The sequence below is a fragment of the Streptomyces sp. NPDC046465 genome, from assembly GCF_040646035.1.
Lineage (GTDB): Bacteria > Actinomycetota > Actinomycetes > Streptomycetales > Streptomycetaceae > Streptomyces.
Map to the genome: position 1 here is coordinate 481,092 of NZ_JBEYZK010000002.1, position 20,910 is coordinate 502,001.

Annotated in this window: 18 protein-coding genes; 2 read left to right on the forward strand and 16 right to left on the reverse strand. The window is 70.3% G+C overall.

The features are described from left to right. Window positions 1-19: 19 nt before the first annotated feature. Genes ABZ953_RS05245 through ABZ953_RS05260 form a run of 4 tightly spaced genes read right to left on the reverse strand, consistent with a single transcriptional unit; the run spans window position 20 to window position 2,996 of the window. Window positions 20-1,342, reverse strand: coding sequence for an NADH-quinone oxidoreductase subunit D (locus ABZ953_RS05245; protein ID WP_361716891.1), 1,323 nt, complete (start codon window positions 1,340-1,342; stop codon window positions 20-22). After that, window positions 1,342-2,064 (reverse strand): NADH-quinone oxidoreductase subunit C, encoded by a 723-nt coding sequence (locus ABZ953_RS05250; RefSeq protein ID WP_361716894.1) that lies wholly within the window; start codon window positions 2,062-2,064, stop codon window positions 1,342-1,344. The genes ABZ953_RS05245 and ABZ953_RS05250 overlap by 1 nt, the downstream gene beginning before the upstream one ends. Beyond that, window positions 2,061-2,615 (reverse strand): NADH-quinone oxidoreductase subunit B family protein, encoded by a 555-nt coding sequence (locus ABZ953_RS05255; RefSeq protein WP_361716896.1) that lies wholly within the window; start codon window positions 2,613-2,615, stop codon window positions 2,061-2,063. Before ABZ953_RS05255 ends, ABZ953_RS05250 begins: the two co-directional genes overlap by 4 nt. 21 nt (window positions 2,616-2,636) lie before the next feature. Next, complete coding sequence (locus ABZ953_RS05260) at window positions 2,637-2,996, reverse strand: NADH-quinone oxidoreductase subunit A (RefSeq protein WP_361716899.1); 360 nt, start codon at window positions 2,994-2,996, stop codon at window positions 2,637-2,639. Window positions 2,997-3,976: 980 nt separating this feature from the next. Here ABZ953_RS05260 and ABZ953_RS05265 point away from each other — a divergent pair. After that, window positions 3,977-4,801: a C40 family peptidase gene (locus ABZ953_RS05265; RefSeq protein ID WP_361716901.1), complete on the forward strand. Its 825-nt coding sequence runs from the start codon at window positions 3,977-3,979 to the stop codon at window positions 4,799-4,801. Window positions 4,802-4,925: 124 nt separating this feature from the next. On the opposite strand, the gene ABZ953_RS05270 is transcribed toward ABZ953_RS05265, so the two are convergent. Both ABZ953_RS05270 and ABZ953_RS05275 read right to left on the reverse strand, forming a co-directional pair. Continuing rightward, window positions 4,926-5,255: an antibiotic biosynthesis monooxygenase gene (locus tag ABZ953_RS05270; RefSeq protein WP_361716904.1), complete on the reverse strand. Its 330-nt coding sequence runs from the start codon at window positions 5,253-5,255 to the stop codon at window positions 4,926-4,928. Window positions 5,256-5,349: 94 nt separating this feature from the next. After that, window positions 5,350-6,636, reverse strand: a complete 1,287-nt coding sequence (locus ABZ953_RS05275) for a geranylgeranyl reductase family protein (RefSeq protein ID WP_361716907.1) — start codon at window positions 6,634-6,636, stop codon at window positions 5,350-5,352. 97 nt (window positions 6,637-6,733) lie between these two features. On the opposite strand from ABZ953_RS05275, the gene ABZ953_RS05280 reads away from it, so the two are divergent. Next, window positions 6,734-7,285 (forward strand): GNAT family N-acetyltransferase, encoded by a 552-nt coding sequence (locus tag ABZ953_RS05280; protein ID WP_361716910.1) that lies wholly within the window; start codon window positions 6,734-6,736, stop codon window positions 7,283-7,285. A gap of 176 nt (window positions 7,286-7,461) precedes the next feature. On the opposite strand, the gene ABZ953_RS05285 is transcribed toward ABZ953_RS05280, so the two are convergent. The 10 genes from ABZ953_RS05285 to ABZ953_RS05330 form a co-directional block, all read right to left on the reverse strand. Next, window positions 7,462-10,146 (reverse strand): zinc ribbon domain-containing protein, encoded by a 2,685-nt coding sequence (locus ABZ953_RS05285; protein WP_361716913.1) that lies wholly within the window; start codon window positions 10,144-10,146, stop codon window positions 7,462-7,464. Between the two features lie 178 nt (window positions 10,147-10,324). Continuing rightward, window positions 10,325-11,020, reverse strand: coding sequence for a demethylmenaquinone methyltransferase (locus ABZ953_RS05290; protein WP_361716916.1), 696 nt, complete (start codon window positions 11,018-11,020; stop codon window positions 10,325-10,327). Window positions 11,021-11,168: 148 nt separating this feature from the next. Then, on the reverse strand, window positions 11,169-11,768 hold the full coding sequence (locus ABZ953_RS05295; protein WP_361716919.1) for a hypothetical protein: 600 nt from the start codon (window positions 11,766-11,768) through the stop codon (window positions 11,169-11,171). A 7-nt stretch (window positions 11,769-11,775) separates the two neighbouring features. Beyond that, window positions 11,776-12,975: a cyclic dehypoxanthinyl futalosine synthase gene (mqnC, locus tag ABZ953_RS05300; RefSeq protein ID WP_361716922.1), complete on the reverse strand. Its 1,200-nt coding sequence runs from the start codon at window positions 12,973-12,975 to the stop codon at window positions 11,776-11,778. Between the two features lie 99 nt (window positions 12,976-13,074). Further along, window positions 13,075-13,797, reverse strand: coding sequence for an A24 family peptidase (locus ABZ953_RS05305; RefSeq protein ID WP_361716925.1), 723 nt, complete (start codon window positions 13,795-13,797; stop codon window positions 13,075-13,077). A 478-nt stretch (window positions 13,798-14,275) separates the two neighbouring features. After that, on the reverse strand, window positions 14,276-17,413 hold the full coding sequence (locus ABZ953_RS05310) for a BTAD domain-containing putative transcriptional regulator (protein ID WP_361716928.1): 3,138 nt from the start codon (window positions 17,411-17,413) through the stop codon (window positions 14,276-14,278). Between the two features lie 275 nt (window positions 17,414-17,688). After that, on the reverse strand, window positions 17,689-18,513 hold the full coding sequence (locus tag ABZ953_RS05315) for a hypothetical protein (RefSeq protein ID WP_361716931.1): 825 nt from the start codon (window positions 18,511-18,513) through the stop codon (window positions 17,689-17,691). Between the two features lie 41 nt (window positions 18,514-18,554). Next, window positions 18,555-19,160 (reverse strand): hypothetical protein, encoded by a 606-nt coding sequence (locus tag ABZ953_RS05320; protein WP_361716934.1) that lies wholly within the window; start codon window positions 19,158-19,160, stop codon window positions 18,555-18,557. An 83-nt stretch (window positions 19,161-19,243) separates the two neighbouring features. Next, complete coding sequence (locus tag ABZ953_RS05325; RefSeq protein WP_361716937.1) at window positions 19,244-20,497, reverse strand: putative T7SS-secreted protein; 1,254 nt, start codon at window positions 20,495-20,497, stop codon at window positions 19,244-19,246. Then, window positions 20,494-20,871 carry a hypothetical protein gene (locus tag ABZ953_RS05330; protein WP_361716940.1) on the reverse strand — a complete coding sequence of 126 codons (378 nt, stop codon included), beginning with the start codon at window positions 20,869-20,871 and terminating at the stop codon, window positions 20,494-20,496. The genes ABZ953_RS05325 and ABZ953_RS05330 overlap by 4 nt, the downstream gene beginning before the upstream one ends. Between the last annotated feature and the right edge of the window lie 39 nt (window positions 20,872-20,910).

Here is a 20,910-nt window from a genome sequence, read left to right on the forward strand (position 1 = left end):
CCCTGCTCGGGGGTGCTGGTCACCGGTCGACGCCTCCCATCACGGGGTCGATGGACGCGACGGCGACGATGACGTCAGCGACCTGGCCGCCTTCGCACATCGCCGCCATGGCCTGCAGGTTGGTGAAGGACGGGTCGCGGAAGTGGACCCGGTAGGGACGGGTGCCGCCGTCGGAGACGACGTGCACGCCGAGTTCGCCCTTGGGCGATTCGACCGCGGTGTACGTCTGGCCCGGCGGGACCCGGAAGCCCTCGGTGACCAGCTTGAAGTGGTGGATGAGGGACTCCATGGAGGTGCCCATGATCTTCTTGATGTGGTCGAGCGAGTTGCCGAGGCCGTCCGGACCGAGGGCCAGTTGGGCGGGCCAGGCGATCTTCTTGTCCTCGACCATGACCGGCCCGGGGGCGAGCCGGTCCACGCACTGCTCGATGATGCGCAGTGACTGCCGCATCTCTTCCAGACGGATCAGGAAGCGTCCGTAGGAGTCGCAGGTGTCGGCGGTCGGGACGTCGAAGTCGTAGTTCTCGTAACCGCAGTAGGGCTGTGTCTTGCGCAGGTCGTGCGGGAGGCCGGCGGAGCGCAGGACCGGGCCGGTGGCGCCGAGCGCCATGCAGCCGGCGAGGTCGAGGTAACCGACGTCCTCCATGCGGGCCTTGAAGATGGGGTTCCCGGTGGCGAGCTTGTCGTACTCCGGGATGTTCTTCTTCATGGTCTTCACGAACTCGCGCAGCTGGTCCACCGTGCCGGGCGGCAGGTCCTGGGCGAGTCCGCCGGGCCGGATGTACGCGTGGTTCATCCGCAGGCCGGTGATCAGCTCGAAGACATCGAGAACGAGTTCACGATCGCGGAAGCCATAGATCATGATCGTCGTCGCGCCGAGCTCCATGCCGCCGGTGGCGATGCACACCAGGTGCGAGGAGAGGCGGTTGAGCTCCATGAGGAGCACACGGATGACCGAGGCGCGGTCCGGGATCTGCTCCTCGATGCCGAGGAGCTTCTCGACCCCGAGGCAGTACGCCGTCTCGTTGAAGAACGGCGTCAGATAGTCCATGCGCGTGACGAACGTCGTGCCCTGCGTCCACGTGCGGTACTCGAGGTTCTTCTCGATGCCCGTGTGCAGATAGCCGATGCCGCAGCGGGCCTCGGTGACCGTCTCGCCGTCGATCTCCAGGATGAGCCGGAGCACGCCGTGTGTGGACGGGTGCTGCGGGCCCATGTTGACGATGATGCGCTCGTCGTCGGACTTGGCGGCGGACCGGACGACCTCGTCCCAGTCGCCGCCGGTGACCGTATATACGGTCCCCTCGGTCGTCTCGCGCGCGGAAGCGTGGGAAGTGCTCATCAGCTGTACGACCTCCGCTGGTCCGGAGCCGGGATCTGGGCGCCCTTGTATTCGACGGGGATGCCGCCGAGGGGGTAGTCCTTGCGCTGCGGGAATCCCTGCCAGTCGTCCGGCATCATGATCCGCGTGAGCGCCGGGTGGCCGTCGAAGACCAGGCCGAAGAAGTCGTACGCCTCGCGCTCGTGCCAGTCGTTGGTCGGATAGACCTGGACCAGCGAGGGCACGTGGGGATCGCTCTCGGGGGCGGTCACTTCGAGCCGGATCAGCCGGTTGTGGGTGATCGAGCGCAGGTGGTAGACGGCGTGCAGCTCGCGGCCCTTGTCGCCGGGGACGTGTACCCCGCTGACGCCCGTGCAGAGCTCGAAGCGCAGGGCCGGGTCGTCGCGCAGGGTCCGCGCGACGCGGACGAGGTGCTCGCGCGCGATGTGGAAGGTGATCTCGCCGCGGTCGACGACTGTCTTCTCGATCGCGTTCTCCGGGACGAGGCCCTGCTCTTCGAGGGCCCCTTCCAGTTCGTCCGCGGTCTCGTCGAACCAGCCGCCGTAGGGGCGCGAGGTCGCGCCGGGCAGCGTGATGGTCCGTACGAGCCCGCCGTACCCGGAGGTGTCCCCGCCGTTGTCGGCACCGAACATGCCCCTGCGGACGCCGATGACCTCGCCGGCCTCGTCGCGCGGGGCCGGTACCCCGTTGCCGTTCGGGTGCTCGTCGTGCGCGTCGCTCACCGCAGCAGCCCCTTCATCTCAATGGTGGGGAGCGCCTTGAGGGCCGCCTCCTCCGCCTCACGGGCCGCTTCTTCCGCGTTCACGCCGAGCTTCGTGTCCTGGATCTTCTGGTGGAGCTTGAGGATCGCGTCCAGCAGCATCTCGGGGCGCGGCGGACAACCGGGCAAATAGATGTCGACCGGGACGACGTGGTCCACGCCCTGCACAATTGCGTAATTGTTGAACATTCCGCCCGACGACGCGCAAACCCCCATGGAAATGACCCACTTGGGATTCGGCATCTGGTCATAGACCTGGCGCAGCACCGGCGCCATCTTCTGGCTCACCCGGCCGGCCACGATCATCAGGTCGGCCTGGCGCGGCGAACCGCGGAAGACCTCCATGCCGAAGCGCGCCATGTCGTACCGCCCCGCGCCGGTCGTCATCATCTCGATGGCGCAGCAGGCGAGGCCGAACGTGGCGGGGAAGACGGACGACTTCCGCATCCAGCCCGCGGCCTGCTCGACGGTGGTCAGCAGAAAGCCGCTCGGCAGTTTCTCTTCGATTCCCATGCTCTTTGACCCCTCAGACCCTTAGTCCCAATCCAGGCCGCCGCGCCGCCATACGTACGCGTAGGCGACAAAGACGGTGAGCACGAAGAGCAGCATCTCCACGAGCCCGAACATCCCCAGTGCGTCGAAGGTGACGGCCCAGGGATAGAGGAAGACGATCTCGATGTCGAAGACGATGAAGAGCATCGCCGTCAGGTAGTACTTGATGGGGAATCGCCCGCCGCCGGCCGGCGTCGGCGTCGGCTCGATGCCGCACTCATAGGCCTCTAGCCTCGCGCGGTTGTACCGCTTTGGACCGATAAGCGTGGCCATGACCACGGAGAAGATCGCAAAGCCTGCCCCGAGGGCTCCCAGCACGAGGATGGGCGCATAGGCATTCACGCTCCTCGCTCCTCTCAGTCGGCACTGACTGTTGGCGGTTACGTCGGGCCGGACCCCGCTCCCCATCGAAGATCGCTTACATGTGAAGCAGGTCACAAGCCCAACTGCCCCGCATCTTATGCCCGCCGGTCTGTGATCTGCGACACGGGGTACGACAACGGCTTTGTGATCTCCACCACCTGACGAAGGATCATGAAGTCGGATGAGCGGTGATCTTCGTACGCGAAGCGCCTGAGTGATCACTAGTGGTGACATCTCAGCGCGTCACCCCTGGTCGAAGGGGTGTCGCTCTATCAAGCCGTGGCGCCTGCACGCAAATTGGTGCTGGACGCGACTGATTGATAAAGGGGCCGCGTTCACACTTTGGCGGCAGAGGTGTGGACGGATGTGGACGGGCGCCGACGCGTGCGGGACCCGTGCGGGACGCGTGCGGGACGCGTGCACGGATTCGCGTGCACGGATTCACGAGCGGCCCGCGCCAGCCTCCCGGCGGACAGCCCGAACCCGTTCCGGTGGACAGCCCGAACCCCGCCCCGGCGGACGCCCCGAGCCCACTCCGGCATACGGCGCGGACCACCGCCTCGCGCGCACGCGGCAGGCACCCCTCCCCCATCCCTCGCGCACCCCTCACGCGCCTCTCGCGCGCGCGGGCGGCCGTGGCGGAAACTACGGGAGATCTCAGGGATGTCTCAGCGAGATCTCAGGGAGACCCCCGAGGTGCCACCCTGTGACCTGCGCCACAGAGGCAACTCTGCCGAATATGCCGGGCTTGGCCAACGGACTCAACGGGTGGTAGACCGTGGGCAATTCGGACGTATCGCAGAAAACCCATGATCACAGGCGTGATCAGCCCTGTCCGCATTGCCCGTTACGGCGTCAATAAAGAGCGACACGCCCGGGATTCAAACCCGAAAACGGCAACTGTGGCGCAGCACACGTTTCTTGAAGGGAACCGTGAGTCCCTGATAGCGGTTGGTCTCATGTCCCACACCGCTCACATACCCAGCCACCGGAAGCCCCGTCGCAGCGCCTCGAAGATTGCCCTGCGCGCCGGAGTTGCCGGTGGCGTCCTCAGCACCCTGGCAGTGGCCGCGGCGGCCGGTACGGCGAACGCGGCCGAGCCGGTGTCCGAGACCATCGAGATGCCCACGCTCACCACCGATCTGTCCGCTCAGATCGCGCAGTCGGCGGACGCCACCCAGCAGGCCGCCGCCAGCTACGAGTCGCGCGCCGAGCAGGACGCGGCCGCCACCAAGGCCGCCAAGCAGGCCAAGGAAGACCAGGCCAAGGCCGAGAAGAAGGCCGAAGCCGAGCGCAAGGCCAAGGCCGCCGCCAAGAAGAAGGCGGACGAGGAGCGCGCCTCGCGTTCCACCGAGCGCACCACCCTCTCCGCCTCCACGCAGTCCGGTGGCGGTTCCACGAGCGCCTCCGACTCGGTCGCCCCGGCCAGCGGCAGCGTCGGCTCGGTCATCAGCTTCCTCAAGTCCCACCTCGGCGACTCGTACGTGATGGGCGCCTCGGGCCCGAACTCCTGGGACTGCTCCAGCCTCGTGCAGGCCGCGTTCAAGCAGGCGGGCGTGGACCTGCCGCGCGTCTCGCAGGACCAGTCGACCATGGGCACCGAGGTCGGCACCTCGAACCTGCAGGTCGGCGACATCCTTTACTGGGGTGGCAAGGGCTCGGCGTACCACGTGGGTGTGTACATCGGTAACGGCCAGTACCTCGACGCCGCCAACCCCGGCAAGGGCGTTGTCATCCAGGACCTGTCCGGTTACCCGGCCTCGGGTGCCGTGCGCGTCCTCTGACGGCCCCTTAAAGCCTCCGTAGAGCCACGAACAAGGGCCGGAACCCCCCTGGAGGGGTTCCGGCCCTTGGTGCGCCCTGAGGCGGCTTCTCAGGCGTTCTTCATGCCGCGGCCCTACGCCTCCGTCACGCGTTCTTCGGCTTCAGCTCCGCCATCTCGGACCAACCGGTGCCCTCGATCTCGGTGTTCACGATGTGCGGCACGGAGGCGATGAGCCCGCCCATCGTCTCCAGGCCGGCCTTGAAGTGGTCGGAGTTGACGTGCGCGGCGCCCGCGTCCCCGTCGGCGAAGGCCTCCAGGAGCACGAACTGGTTCGGGTCCTCGACGGAGCGGGACCACTCGAAGAAGACGTTGCCCGGCTCCGCGCGCGTGGCGGCGGTGAATGCGGCGGTCCGCTCGATCCAGCTTTCGCTGTGCTCGGGGCGGACGGTGAACTTGACGGCGATGAAAATCATGCGGCCAGCGTGCCTCGGAACCGACGGGTGGGGCAAACCGGGCATCCGCGGCTCTGAGGGGCCCGGACCCGGGCCCCCGCGCGGCGCCCGGCGGTCACGCCTTCGGGGCCACCTTGCTCAGGCCGTTGATGATGCGGTCCATCGCGTCCCCGCCCGTCGGGTCCGTCAGGTTCGCCAGCATCTTCAGCGTGAACCTCATCAGGATGGGGTGGGTCAGGCCGCGCTGGGTCGCGATCTTCATGACCTTCGGGTTGCCGATGAGCTTCACGAAGGCGCGGCCCAGCGTGTAGTAGCCGCCGTAGGTCTCCTTGAGGGTCTTCGGGTAGTTCTGCAGAACCAGTTCGCGCTGGGCGGGGGTGGCACGCGCGTGTGCCTGCACGATGACGTCCGCCGCGATCTGGCCGGACTCCATGGCGTACGCGATGCCCTCGCCGTTGAAGGGGTTCACCAGGCCGCCCGCGTCGCCGACGAGCATCAGGCCCTTGGTGTAGTGCGGCTGACGGTTGAACGCCATCGGCAGCGCGGCGCCGCGGATCGGCGTCGTCATGTTCTCCGGGGTGTAGCCCCAGTCCTCCGGCATCGAGGCGCACCACGCCTTGAGCACCTCGCGCCAGTCCAGCTCGCGGAACGACTTGGAGGAGTTCAGGATGCCGAGGCCGACGTTGGACGTGCCGTCGCCCATGCCGAAGACCCAGCCGTAGCCGGGCAGCAGCCGGTCCTCGCCGGGCCCGCGGCGGTCCCACAGTTCCAGCCAGGACTCCAGGTAGTCGTCGTCGTGGCGGGGCGAGGTGAAGTACGTACGGACCGCGACGCCCATCGGGCGGTCCTCGCGGCGGTGCAGGCCCATGGCGAGCGAGATCCGCGAGGAGTTGCCGTCGGCGGCGACGACGAGCGGGGCGTGGAAGGTGACGGGGGTCTTCTCCTCGCCCATCTTGGCGTGCACGCCGGTGATGCGGTCGGTCCGGTCGTCGATGACCGGCTCACCGACGTTGCACCGCTCGTAGAGGCGCGCGCCCGCCTTCTGCGCCTGCCTGGCGAGCTGCTCGTCGAAGTCGTCGCGCTTCCGCACGAGGCCGTAGTCGGGGTAAGAGGCGAGTTCCGGCCAGTCCAGCTGGAGCCGCACCCCGCCACCGATGATGCGCAGGCCCTTGTTGCGCAGCCAGCCGGCCTCTTCGGAGATGTCGATTCCCATGGACACCAGCTGCTTGGTGGCACGGGGGGTGAGTCCGTCTCCGCAGACCTTTTCCCGTGGGAACGCGGTCTTCTCAAGAAGGAGTACGTCGAGGCCCGCCTTCGCCAGGTAGTACGCCGTCGTCGAACCGGCAGGCCCGGCTCCGACGACGATTACGTCCGCTGTGTGTTCGGGAAGGAGCTCGGTCACGGCGGGTTCTCCCCAAGGCTCGAAATCTGTGTGCCGGCCGGCACGGGATAAGGGCAGTCTATGAGGCGGTACTGATCAGCCAGCCGAAGGGCCACACGTGACCGAGCAGACCGATACCCTGCCCGCGCTCCACCTCCCCGACGTGCGGCTGCGCGTCCCCACCCACGAGGACGCCGTCGTCTGGCACCGGCTCTTCGACGACCCGGAGGTCATGGAGTTCTTCGGCGGCTCTTCCGCCGAGCTCTCCATGTACGAGGAACTCACCGCCCGCCAGCGCAGACACGACGCCGAACGGGGCTACTGCCTGTGGACCCTGCTCGACGCCGCCGACGAGCCGATCGGCTTCACGGGTGCCCAGCCCTGGCCACGGGACTGGGGACCGACGGGCGAGATCGAGATCGGCTGGCGGCTCACCCGCACGGCCTGGGGCAAGGGGTACGCGACGGCGGCCGCCCTGGCCACGGTCGAACGGGTGCGTGCGGCGGGCGTACCGAGCGTGGTGGCGATCGTCGACACCGGCAACGAGCGCTCCATCGCGGTGGCCCGGCGGCTCGGCATGGAGCTCGCCGAGACGTTCACCACTCCCCCGCGCATCCGCGGCGACGAGGCGTCGCGGCGGGTGGCGGGCTGCTTCCGGCTGGCGCTTTAGCAAGGCTGCAGTGCGGTTGCAGTGCGGCAGCCGTTCGGTTGCCAAAGGGCTGCTGTACGGCTGCCGTACGGCTGCCGTACGGCTGAAACTGACCCCGCCCCGGGAGTGCCGGTGTTCACCAGCACGTCCGGGGCGGGGCTGTCCGTCAGTCGTTAATCCGTCAGCCCGTCAGTCCGTCAGTCCGTCAGTCGCCAGGTGTCCAGCGCCGTCCTGTGCGTCCTCGCGCCCTCGCCCGCGATCCAGAAGTCCTCGCGCCAGGACAGCTGGATCGCGTACTCCGTACCGTTCTCCGCGATGTAGCTCTGGTTGAGCGCGTGGATCGAACGGCCCGACGCGTCGGTGTACGTGTACTCCCAGATCGCGCCGTCCTGCCCCTTGAAGGTGTTCTCCGTCAGCCGGACGCGGTCGTAGTCCGACTTGTCCGGTGCGGATTTGGTGTGCTTCTCGATGTTCTTGAAGTTCTCGTACGAGGTGTACGGCGCGTCCGTCACGACGCCGACGAGGAACTCCTCCCGCCCGGTCGGCCCCGCGTACGTGATCTGGCCGGGGCGCTCGGGGTTCACGGCCTGACGGGTCCAGCCCTCGGGCACCGCGAAGGAGAACCCCTCCTGGTCGGTCACCCGTTCGGTTCCCGCCGGGGCCTCCGAGCCACCAGCGACGTCGGGGCCCTCACTGCCGCCCGGCTCCGGGCTCGGCGACGGCGACGCCACCGGGCTCGGGGCCCCACTCGGGGCCTCACTCGGCTCCTCGGACCGGCTGACCGCGGGCCGGTCGTCCTTGCCCGCGCCGTCCGCCTTGTCGTGCCCGTCCTGCCAGAACAGGATCCCGGCCGTCGCACCGCCTCCGACGACGAAGGCGACGGTGAGCGTGGCGACCCAGATCCCGGCCCGGCCGCGCGACTTGGCGGCGGGAGGCTGGTGACCGAGGTGGACGGTGTGCGGGGCGTAGACCGGGGCGGGAGTGGGGGTGGGGGTGGGGGTGGGGGCGGTGGTGCCGGAGGGGGGCGTGCCGGGCGTACCGACGGCGCCGGATGTCGGCTGTTCGGCGAGGGGGACAGCGGGGGCGGCGGGCGCGTCAGGGCCGGAGGGGGGCGCGTCGGAGGCGGGCGCCTCCGAGGTGGACGCGTCGGAGGTGGGCGCGTCGGAGGCGGGTGCGTCGGCTGGGGTTGTGTCGGCTGGGGTTGCGGTCGGCGGCCCCGCGGGCATTCCCGGCACCGGCGGCACCGGTGGCGCGCCGGGCGGCGCGTACGCGGGCACGTACGCGGGCACGGGGCCAGGTCCGGACGCGGGCGTGAGCCCGACCCCGACCCCGAGCCCGACCCCGAGCGCGGCAGGCCCCCGCCCCTGCTGCCCCACCATTTGCAGCAGATACGGAGCGGCCAGCACCGCGGGGAAGATCCACAGCAGTCCGAACAGCAGCACCTCGGCGACCGCGGGCCCCACCTCCACGCTGCCGGTACCTCCGCTGCCGGACTCGCCGAATCCCGATCCTCCGTCGAGGGCCTGGCCGGACAGCTCGACGCCGATGCCGCTGAAACCGGCGAGCAGCAGGACGAGCCCGAAGAAGACACCGGCGGCGAGCAGGGCCTCGCCCCGGCCCGCGCAGCGCCGCGCGGCGACCACGCCGAGGGTCAGCACGCAGACGAGGCCGAGCGCCAACGCCCCCACGACCGCCCAGTCGTTGGTGACGTCACCCAGCTCGGAGAGGCCGAAGGAGCCGCTCTCGTTCCCGCTCCCGTACAACGAGCTGCGGCCGCTCACCGTCGCCTCCGCGGCCGCGCCCCAGCCGATGCCGAGCGCCGTGACGGCGAGGTTCGGCAGGACGAGCAGGGCGAGGAGGAGCGGCGAGATGGTGCTGTCGTCGAGGTCGGTGCGTTCGGCCAGGTCGTCGATCTGGGTGAGGCTGATGAAGGCGACGACGGAGCAGAGCGCGAGGACGGCGACGAGGGCGCGCAGGGCGGCGCCGGTGGCGCGGAGGGCGGACTGCGCGCCGGGGCGCGCGGCGACCCAGTGCGCCAGGTCGTTCCGGCTCAACACCCCGCAGGAGACGACGAGTCCGAGCACCAGCGCCCCCAGCGCGGCGAGCGCCGGGGACGACGACAGTTCGATCCCCTCGATCTCGGGCTGCGCGAAGAGCGCGAGGGCGAGGGTGCTCACGGTCACCAACAGGGCGACGCGTACGGCCGCTTCGAGCCCCGTGGTCCCGCCCCCTTGGGCCGCGCCCCGCGCCACGAGACGGTTCCGCAGCACGCGTACGCCGATGAAGAGCGCCAGGATCCAGAGCACGGTCACGGTGAGCGGAACGGAGTGCAGGACCGCCGAGCCTTCGAGCGCGGAGCCGGACGCGTCCGAACCCAGCCCCAGGCCTTCCGAACCCGTCCCCAGGCCGTCCGAACCCGTCCCCAGACCGTTCGAGCCCAACCCCAGGCCGTCGGAGCCACCGAGGTCCGGCCGCTCCTCACGGCCCGACAACTCCACGCCGCCGCCGACCGATTGGAGCAGCAGCGCGAGCGCGATCCGCATCCGCGTGGCGAAGCCGACGACGGCCTCTTCGTTCTGCCCGTACGAGGGAATCGCCAGCGATACGGCCGTGATCAGCAGCAGCGCGACCGGCCAGAGCGCCGCCTGCGCGGACCCGGCCCAGCCGCCACGGAACGTACGCCCGAGGAAGGCGCCGACGGGGGACGGTCCGGCCGGGGCGTAGGCGGGCGCCGGTGCGACGGGGGGCGGTGCGACGGTCGGCGGTGCGACGGGAGGGGCCGGGGGCTGTTTCGGCTCGGGAAGGCGTTCGCGCCCGCACTTCATGCAGAAGCGGGCTTCATCAGGGGCGGGAACCCCGCAGTGTGGGCAGTACGACGCCATCAAGACGCTCCGTGGACTCAGGAGTTCAGCAACAGGAGGCGGATCCGGCCCGTAACCGCCGCATAAGTAAACGGCAGGGTCGTATCAACGGACACATCTTGCCCGGCGGCTGGTCCCCATGGGTCACAGAACCCCAGTCTCAACTGGAGCGTTACGAAGCGGCGTCACGAAATGGCACTCAGCCCTGCTTGAACCCCCGGTGCAGCGCCACGACGCCACCCGTGAGGTTCCGCCAGGCCACCTTCGACCAGCCCGCGTCCTGCAGCCGCGCGGCGAGCGCGGGCTGGTCCGGCCAGGAGCGGATCGACTCGGCGAGGTAGACGTACGCGTCCGGGTTGGAGGACACCGCGCGCGCGACCGGCGGCAGCGCCCGCATCAGGTACTCCTCGTACACCGTGCGGAACGGCCCCCACGTCGCGTGCGAGAACTCGCAGATCACGACGCGTCCGCCCGGCTTCGTCACCCGGTACAGCTCGCTCAGCGCGGCATCGGTGTCCTGGATGTTGCGCAGCCCGAAGGAGATGGTGACCGCGTCGAAGGTGTCGTCCTTGAACGGCAGCTTCGCCCCGTCGCCCGCCGTGAACGGCATCCAGGGGTGACGCTGCTTGCCGACCCGCAGCATGCCGAGGGAGAAGTCGCAGGGCACGACGTACGCACCGGCCTGCGCGAACGGCTGCGAAGAGGTGGCGGTGCCGGCGGCGAGGTCGAGGACCTTCTGCGCGGGGCGGGCGTCGACGGCCTTGGCGACCTCCTTGCGCCAGAGGCGGGCCTGTCCGAGGGAGAGCACGTCGTTGGTCAGGTCGTACCGTTCCGCGACGTCGTCGAACATGGTGGCGACTTCGTGCGGCTGCTTTTCCAGGGTGGCTCGGGTCACCCGGCCCATTGTGTCAGGCCGGTCCTCTCCCTTGGCGACGGGCTGCCTCGCCTGAGCCTGGCGGGTGCGTGGTCCGTGGCGGGTGTTCGCGCAGTTCCCCGCGCCCCTTAGGGGGTTGCTCGCGCAGTTCCCCGCGCCCCTTACGGGGCTAGCGGGCCCTGTACACCAAGCGGCCCGTGATCACCGTGGCCACGCAGGTGCTCGCGCCGTTGCGGACCAGGTCTGCCCGGTCGGTCACGTCGAAGATCGCGAAACGGGCCGGGGAGCCTGGTTTCAGGGGTGGCAGGAGCGTCAGGGGGGTCGGGGAGAGGGACGGGGGGCCCGGGAGGCGGGGCGGGCGGGCGCCCACTGCCAGCGGGGCGCGGCGGACCGCGTCCAGGACGGGGCGGGCGCGGAGTTCACCGGCGACGGCGACCGTGCCGTGGGCCAGGAGGCGCTGGACGCCGCGTCGGGCGCTCGCGCCGAGGAGGGACGGGTCGGCGCGGAAGAGGGCCGCCGCCCGCTCCCCGCCGATGGGCTCCGTGCCGAGCCGCCCGGCCTCGCGCGGGTCGGGGTGGTACGTGGCCTCGAGGAGCTCGGGACCGTACGGGTTGAGGAGGCCGGGGGTCAGGATGCCGGGCCAGTGACGGACGCGGGCCGCGGGGTGAGCCGCGGCCAGCTCGTCGTACGGGCCGACGGCGGCGACGCTCGCCCCGTCGACCAGGACCGCCGACTCCGGTGTGCGTTCGGCGACGTGAAGTGTCAGCAACGGGGCCTCAGTTGCTGGCGAGGAGCTTCAGCTCCGGGTGGGCCGTGCCGCCCTCGATCGCCGTGGACGAGATGTGCGAGGCGACGCGGTCGTCGACCGGGTCGTTCGCCGGGTCATCGTGCACGACGAGGTGCTCGTACGTGGTGGCGCGCTGGGCGGGGACGCGGTCCGCGGTGCGGATCATCTCGATCATCTCGCGGAGGTTGTTGCGGTGCTTGGCGCCGGCCGACGAGACGACGTTCTCCTCCAGCATCACCGAGCCGAGGTCGTCCGCTCCGTAGTGCAGGGTCAGCTGGCCGGCCTCCTTGCCGGTGGTCAGCCAGGAGCCCTGGATGTGCGCGACGTTGTCGAGGAAGATCCGGGCGATCGCGATCATGCGGATGTACTCGAAGATCGTCGCCTGGGTGCGGCCCTTGAGGTGGTTGTTCTCAGGCTGGTACGTGTACGGGATGAAGGCCCGGAAGCCTCCCGTCCGGTCCTGCACGTCGCGGATCATGCGCAGGTGCTCGATGCGCTCGGCGTTGGTCTCGCCCGTACCCATGAGCATCGTGGACGTCGACTCGACGCCCAGGCCGTGCGCGATCTCCATGATCTCCAGCCAGCGCTCGCCGCTCTCCTTGAGCGGGGCGATGGCCTTGCGGGGGCGGGCCGGGAGCAGCTCGGCACCGGCACCGGCGAAGGAGTCGAGCCCGGCGGCGTGGATCCGCTGGATCGCCTCCTCGGCGGACACCTTCGAGATGCGGGCCATGTGCTCGATCTCGGAGGCGCCGAGCGAGTGGATGACCAGCTGCGGGTAGGCCTTCTTGATCGCCGAGAAGTGCTCTTCGTAGTACTCGACGCCGAAGTCCGGGTGGTGCCCGCCCTGGAACATGACCTGGGTGCCACCGAGCTCGACGGTCTCGGCGCAGCGCCGCAGGATGTCGTCGAGGTCGCGCGTCCAGCCCTTCTTGGTGTCCTTCGGGGCGGCGTAGAAGGCGCAGAACTTGCAGGCCGTCACGCAGACGTTCGTGTAGTTGATGTTCCGCTCGATGATGTACGTCGCGATGTGCTCCGTACCCGCGTACCGACGGCGGCGGATGGCGTCGGCGGCGGCGCCGAGCGCGTGCAGCGGGGCGTCGCGGTAGAGGTCGAGCGCCTCTTCTTCACTGATCCGCCCACCTGCGGCGGCACGGTCGAGGACGGACTGGAGGTCGGCCTTCTCGGTCACCGGGGCGTCCCTTTCGTAAGGGTTGTGGACGGACCACGCCAGCGTACGCCAGCGGTATCGGGCGTCCGACGTGGGCTCAAGTGGCGTCACCGCGTGAGGTCAAGCTGCGTAGCCGCCGAGGAGCAGTCCCACGAACGCGCCCGCGATCAGGAACGGGCCGAACGGGATCGCCGTCTTGCGCCCAGCGCGGCGGGCGATCACGAGCCCGGCCCCGTACAGCGCGGCCAGCAGGAACCCGGCGAAGGTCCCGAGGAGCAGCACACCCCACCCGTACCAGCCGAGCACGGCCCCGAGGCCGAGCGCCAGCTTCACGTCGCCGAAGCCCATGCCGTTGGGGTTGATGAGGAAGAGCACGAAGTACGCACCGGCCAGCGCGAGCGCCCCGTAGAGCGCCCCGGCCCAGGAGCCGCCCTGTTCGGGCAGGAGCGTGACGGCCCCGAGCAGCCCGAGCGCGGCGCCGCCGAGCGGCAGCGTGAGCACGTCGGGGAGCCGGTGCACGGTGAAGTCGACGAGGGCGAGCAGCACGCCGAAGGGCGCGAGGAGGAGCCAGGCACCGAGCTCGGGCCGGGTGCCGGTGGTGACGGCGAGGGCGGCGCAGACGAGGGCGGTGGTGATCGCGACGCCCGTGGTCCGTGGGCCGTACCAGCCGCCCCGCGGACACCGCGCGAGCCCCACCCACGAGGTGAGCGCCTGCCCGCCCGGACTCTCGCCACGCCAGTCCTCATCGGGCGCCACGGACAGCCGATAGGCCGCACGCGGCACGAACAGCCCGGCGAGGGCGCCCCACAGGGCACCGCCGAGAACGAGGACCAGCGATGACACGAGTTACGACTTTCCGGGGCGGGGGTGAGTGGTGAAGTGGGTGGTGGGGTGGGTGGTGAGGTGAGTGGTGAAGTGGGTGGTGGGGTAGGCGGCGAGGTGGGCGGGGTGGCGGTTGGTGCCCGGGATGGCGGCCGGGTGGGCAGTGGCCGAGGCAGCGGGGCGACCGCAGGCCGCGGCGGCCGGGTGGCCAGCGGCCGAGGCAGCCGGACGACCGCAGGCCGCAGCGGCCAGGCGGCCAGCGGCCGAGGCAGCCGGACGACCGCAGGCCGCAGCGGCCAGGCGGCCAGCGGCCGAGGCAGCCGGACGACCGCAGGCCGCAGCGGCCGGGTGGTCGGGGGCCGGAGCGGCCGGACGGTCGGCGACTGGAGCAGCCGGACGGTCGGCAGCCGGAGCAGCCGAACGGTCCGCAGCCGGACGGTCGGCAGCCGGACGGTCGGCAGCCGGAGCGGCCGGGCGGCCCCCTGTCGGCAGCAACACGTCAGCCCACCGCGCCGACACCACTGCGCCACGTCGGAAGCAGCTCGTCAAGGAGTGCCTCCGTGCGGGGCGGCAGTCCGCGGGCGCCGCTCCGGGCGACCAGGTCGGCCGCGACCTGGCGCAGGCGGTCCGGGTCCTCCGTGGCGTGCGTGGCGCGGAGCAGCTCGTTCCAGAGCCGCTCGTCGCCCGGCGCGGAGCCGAGCGCCGCGTTGAGCGCCTCGATCGCCTTCGCCGCCCGCCCCTTCTCCAGGTGGAACTCGGAGAGCGCGAGACCGATGTCGGCGACGAGCAGCGGCAGCTGGGCGTCGATGATCTCGTGCGTGAGCCAGCCGTACCGCCCCTGCGGCCGGTCGGAGAGCAGCGGCCCGCGCACCAGGACCAGCGCGTCGGTGAGCATCCGCCCGCGCACGGCACGGTTGCCTGCGCCGCGCCCCTGCGTGGCCTCGTGGTAGAGCGAGCGCAGCACGTCAAGGTCGGACACGACGGACTTGGCGAGCGTGAGCCGCCCCGTCCGGTCGGCGCAAAGGCGCGGCGACCCGTCGGGCTCCGTGCCCAGCCACTCGCGCAGCCGCTCGACGAGCGCGTCCCGCACGTCGTCGGTGACGCCGCGCGGCCACAGCGCGGAGGCGAGCACCCGGGGGTGGACGCCCTCGCGGTGCAGGAGCAGCAGGGCAAGCGCCTCGTGCAGCAGCGCGCTGCGCTCGCCGTCCGGCGTCTCCAGGCCGATGATCTCGTACGTGCCGACGAGGCGGGCGTAGACCGCGGGCCTGCCCTGCTCGGTGACGTCGACGAGGAACGGCGGGGCGGCGCCCGTGGGGCCGCCGCCCGGACCCGCGGGGCCGCTGCCGGTGCCGCCCCGGCCCGCGGGGTCGGCCTCCGTGAACAGCTGCACGACGGCCCGCTGCTGGGCCTCGGGCAGCGACTGCGCGTCCAGTTCGAGCCCGAGCAGCGGCGCGAGCAGCTTGCCCTGCCGGGTGATCTCCATCTCCCAGGCGGCGCCGGGCAGGTCCCCGGCCTCCGCGCCGACGAGGTAACCGATCCCCAACCGGCTCGCGTCGGCGGCCAGTTCGGCGAGCTTGATGGCGTCATCGGCGCTCGGCTCGGCGGCGAGCAGGACGAGGTGCGGGGCCCAACGCGTGTGCTGGGCGGGCCCGGTGCGGCCGGTGAGCACGGAGTCGTGCCCGGCGGCGCCGAGCGCGCCGCGCCGCTGTCGCGTCTCGGCCTCCATCGTCTCGATGAGGGCCTCGACGTCCTCCAGGTGCCGCAGCCGGTTGGGCGCGAGCGGGGTGAGGTCCTGGCCGAAGCCGACGACGGTGATGGTCATGCGGTCCGACCAGCCGTTGGTGGCGAGCTCGGCGGCGACCGAGGCGAAGACGGCGGCGCGGTCGGCCGGGCTGCCGCTCAGCGAGACGATGCCGGGCACGGACTCCAGGTTGAGGAGCAGCCGCGAGTCGTCCATGGTGCCGAGGCTGACGAGGCCGGGGTAGGGCGCGGCGGTGTCCACGTCCTCGTACCGTTCGGCGTCGGCGCGCGACAGCATCCAGAACGTCTGGTCCTGCCCCAACTGCCAGGGCGCGGGCGGCCGTCCCGCGGGCTGGGCGAGCTGCAGGTGCAGGTCGCCGTTGCTCAGCCAGGCCGCGTACACGGTCGGCAGGGCGCGGTTCTCCTCGGCGAGCGACGCGGCGAGGCCGCGCAGCGACAGGTCGAGGAGGCGTACGCCGTCGGGGTCGGCGCCCACGAGCAGCGCGTCCTGCACGTCGGCGGCCGCTCCGGTCGGCGTCGGCGGCTGCATGCCGCCGCGCCCGCCGACCGCACCCATGGCCGACTGCCACAGGGCGTGCCGACGACGGCGGCCGAGCGCGCCGAGGAGACCGGCGGCGAGGAGGGGGGCACCGAGGAGTGCCTCGGGCAGCCCGAAGTCGAAGCTTTCGGACTCGGCGCCGGCGGAGGCGGCGGGGGCGGGGGCGTCGGTGCCGGGGGTGTGGGAATCAGGTGCCTGGGCGTCAGGGGCCTGGGCCTCGGGGGCCTGAGCGTCGGGTGTGGCCGGGGCCTGCGGCATCGCGGGCTTCTCGGGGGTGCCGGGCCGCTGCTCGGGCAGGACGATGTGCGCGGTGTCGTGGTCGACGGAGCCGCTGCCGCCCTGCTCCTGCCCTCCGCTGCCCTGCTCCTGGCCTCCGCCGCCCTGCTCCTGGGCTCCGCCGCCCTGTCGGTGGTCCCCGGTCCTGGAGTAGTCGGAGATCTGCTCCTTGACGTCCTCGGAGACCTTGGGCGCCTCGTCGGGCATCTCGACGAGCTCGCCGCCGTGCGCGTCCGCGGGCATCTCCATGATCCAGCCGGGCCGGATGAGGCTGGCCTCGGAGAGCTTCGAACCGTCGGGCTGCTCGCGGTCCTTGTTGAGCTGGTAGATCTCCTTGTACCGGCGGCCGTCGCCCAGGTGCCGTTCCGCGACCTCCCACAGGGAGTCGTGGTGGCGCCCCTCGGGAGGCTGGATCCGGTAGTACTTCGTGTCCCCGTCCTTGGCGCTGCCGCCACCGTCGGCGTGCGCGGCGGCCTGGTCGGCCTGCGCGGCCAGCGCGTCGGCGGCGCTCGCCGCGGCCTGCTGCTCCTGCCGGAAGAGGCCGGGCGTCTGCTGGGCGCTCGCGGCGGACGCCGGCTTCTGGTTGCCCTCCAACGACTGCCCGAACTGCGAGAGCCCCGGCGCGAAGCTGGCGGCGGTGGCCCCGATGAGCAGGACGGCGGCGACCAGCTGCCGCGCGAGCATCTGGCTGCCCCCGGCGCCCGGCACCCGGTTCGGGATCCCGACGCCGGAGAGCGCGGCCCTTATCTCCACCAGTACACAGGCGGTGAACTGCGCCCAGGCGAACCAGACGACGACGGTCAGCACGTTGACGAACGTGCTGACCGTGATCTCCTGCTGCAGCCAGTCCAGCGAGGGCGAGCCACCCGGCAGCGGCCACCCCACGAAGACCACGAGGGCTCCGGGCACGCCGACGAGCAGCACGGCCAGCGCGACGAAGGCGAAGAAGGCCTTGACGAAGTCCGCGAAACTGCGCCGCCGCCGCGGCAACGGCTGCGGCGTACGGTTCCGCGGGCCCTGCGGGTTCGGCGGGCTCGTCGAGCGTGAAGTGGTGCGCGCCATGGCGGGTGTCCTGGTGTCCTGTGGGGAGGAGTGGATGGGCAGGTGGGTTGGGCAGAGGGGTCGGGTGAGCGTATGGGGTGATGGTACGTAAGGGGCCGGAGGTCAGACAGGGCCGGACGCCCTACGGCCCGCCCGGTTACGACCACCCCGCCCCAAAGGCCCGTTTCACCCCCGGCTCAACACGGCTCGACGCCGACCGGCCTGAGCCCTGCGGTTGCTTGGATCGGGGGGTGTCGTCACAGTTCCGGCACGGATGGGGGCGGCTGCGGGCACGGCTACGGGCACGGGTACGGCTGCCCGGGGACGACGGCGCGCGCCCCTGAACCCCTCGGCGAACCCTTCGGCGAACCCTTCAGTGAATCCTTCAGCGGATTCTCAAAGCTGACCAGCTCCACGACATGCCGCAGCAGACGCCGATAGGCCTCGCGGCGGTGCACGGCCGTGGTGCTCAGCGTGAAGACCGCGAGGCGCCTGCCGTCGGGGTGCGGTAGGTGGGCGTGAACCTGAAGGAGCGGCACAAGGGGCTGCAACTGGACGAGGCCGCTGTCGGGCGCCGGAGTGCGTACGGATTCGCTGATCGTGACCGGACCGCAGGGCACCCCGTCGCCGACCTCGCCGACGAACTCGACGTTCCCGTGCGGGATCCCACCGGGGGCGACGACGGCTCGGGCGGCGGTGACGGCGGGTGGGGCGGTGGCGATGTCGCGCCAGGTGAGGGTGAGCAGGGAGAGCAGAGGCCGACCGTCACCACCACCGCTCCCCCGGCCACTCCGCCCAGGGACCTCGGCGGCTTCGTCCACGTCGTCACGGTGCAACCCGATCGAGCAGTACGCGACTCCGACATCACGCAAAGCCGCCAACAGCGGGTGGGCCGATGCGACGTGGCCGAGGAGCAGTTGTCGACACCTTTCGTCTGGCGCGGAGTCCAACAGCGGGGCGAGGGCGGCGCGCAGTTCACGCGTGGCCGGGGCGTCCTGGGGGGCCAGCAGGGCGTCCATGGGGATCGCGGTGAAGCCCGGGGGCTCCGCGAACCAGATGTCGGCGTGGGGGTTCTTGGCGGAGTCGTGGAGGGTGAAGGAAAGGGAAGGAGAGGCGCTCACCGCTTCCGCCTCTTCCTGGCGCGAGTCTTCCTGGCGCGAGCTCAAGACTGGGCGGGGTGGATGCCGACGCGTCGACCGCGCTCGATGTCTTCGGGCGTGGCCCCCCACTCCGCGAAACCGTGCAGCCCGTGCACTGGCCCCAGTTGCTGCTGGAGCACGTGCAGACGGCGAGGTGCACGGCCGTCGGCGGTGGGCGCGGCGATGAGCCCGATGAAGCGGGGATCACCGGCGAACCACACCACCGCGATCTCCGCCTTCAACTCGGGCCTGGCCCGCGGGGCCATCCGGCGGCTCCACCATTCCGTACGCATGTGCTGCCCGAACACCAACGGCATGCGCTTTTCGGGGTGCGCGGGATTAGGCAGTTCGAACCATCCGTATTGGTTACCCAGCACATCGGGGTACTTGGTCAGGCCGTTGGGAGCGCCTCGCAGGATCTGCCATGGGTACGTACGCAGGATGCGGCGCATTCGCAGAGCTGCCGGAAAATAGCCAAGTTGAACTGCCGCCCGATAGAACCCGTAAAGGAAGTACGGCATGAAAATCCATACGACCCAGTCAGGCGTGGTGGTCGAAACGCCGAGGAGTGCGACCCAACCGCCGATCCAGCCTAGGAGCCCCGCCATATTCATGACCATGTGCTGCATCCAGGCACGTCGAGTCGGTGGGTGATTCCAGGCGATTTTACAGGACAAGGGACTCACAGCGTGCTCCTTCTGTACGGGATCGATCAGGAGAAGACGTGGCGGGAGAGGTTCAGGAGTCCGCCGCCATCGATCCCGAGCCTTGTTCCGTCGATACCAGCGACGGCACCGCTCTTGATGCCATCATCGTCCACGTCCATAAGATTGTTCGCCAACCCGAAACCGGAAGTTCCCACCCCGACTGAGCCGGATGTGGCAGAGACCACCTCAGCCGCCTTCTGCGGGTTAGTAGCACCCCGCACGGTGTAGGAAATCAGCGGATTGTCCAAGGCGGAGATGGCTTGGGCCTGCTCCATGGTCTTGGTACCAGCAGTGGTCAACTTCTGCGCCAGGCTTACTGATTCGGTACCCGTCCGCACGGCATGCACGGCACTGGTACCGCCCTTGACCACGGCACCCAATCCCGGGAGCATCCCAGCCCCATCGGACCCCACCGCCACCACATTGCTCCAGAAGTCGGAATCAAGCTCCCCTTTGGTGACGCCGTCCCACAGCGAGGTGCGCACCTCCGGGTCGGTGAGCCGCGAAATCAATGCCCCCGCGCTCATCGCCGACGACGCCAGCAACAGCGCAGCCACCATTACGGGCCCCAGCGGCCCGGCCAAGATGATCGCCACGAGGCCGACGACGCCGGCGACCGCCGCGAGGATGTCGGGCAGGTTCTCCGTGACCCAGTCCAACGCCTTGTCGAAGCAGCCCGGTTCGTGCGGGGCCAGCCTGGCTGTCGCGTCGCGGATCTTGCCCGCTCTGTAACCGGCCTTCTCCTCGTGCTCGTGCGCGAGGCCCCGTGCCCTGCCCAGGACATGGTCCAGCGCCGCCTGCGCCTCTTCCACCCGCCCGTCGGCTCGCGTCGGCGCCTTCTTCGCGTTACCTGGATGACCACTCTCCGCGCCTGCGGCGTCGGCTCCCTCCTGTGCTCGCTCCAGAGCCTCCCGTGCCGTTTTCGCCTCGCCGTTCAGGCGTTTCGCGCGGTCCTGGAAAGCGTCGAGCTCGCCGTGCCAACGGTTCAGGTGCCGGGCCGCCTTGGAAATGGAATGGGCCGCGTTCTGCAGGTCTTTGGGCAACCGGCCGTCTTCCAATTGCTCACGAAGGGCGACTGCCGCGTCACCCTCCCAATAGCTGCCGTCCATCAGCTTCGTGACGACCCTGTGGGTGTCATCCAGAATTTTGGCGCAGTTGGCGAGCTTCTTGTGCAGTGACTTCACCGTGTCCGGGCAGCCCGGAGCCGGGTTGAATCCGAGGTCCGGGCAGTCCTTCTCCAGGTCGGAGGTGTACGTCATGCGGTTCCCCGCACACGTCCGTTTTCGCCACCGGCACTGTTCCCACCCCGCGACCCAGTTTGCGTATTCGCCTTCGCCTTCGACCGTTTCTTCTTCATGGCCTCCTCAAGCGCCTTGTCGACCTCTTGGTAACTGTCCTTGCTCTTACCGATGATCTTCGCGAGGTCTTCGGTCTGCTTGCCGATCTGCTCCGTGCCGTACTTCCACTCGTCCTGGAATTCTTCACACGCTCTGTCCAGATCATCGGACCCCAGGCCCGAAACCGTGGCTGCGGACAGGGCCTTACGTAAACCCTTCAAGGAGTCGTTCGACTTGTTCAGCAGCTTGACGAAATTCTCCAGCTCGATCCCGTCGACCCTCAGCCGTTCTGCCAACCCGAATGCTCCCCTCAGGTCCAGTTGCTCGTAGCGACT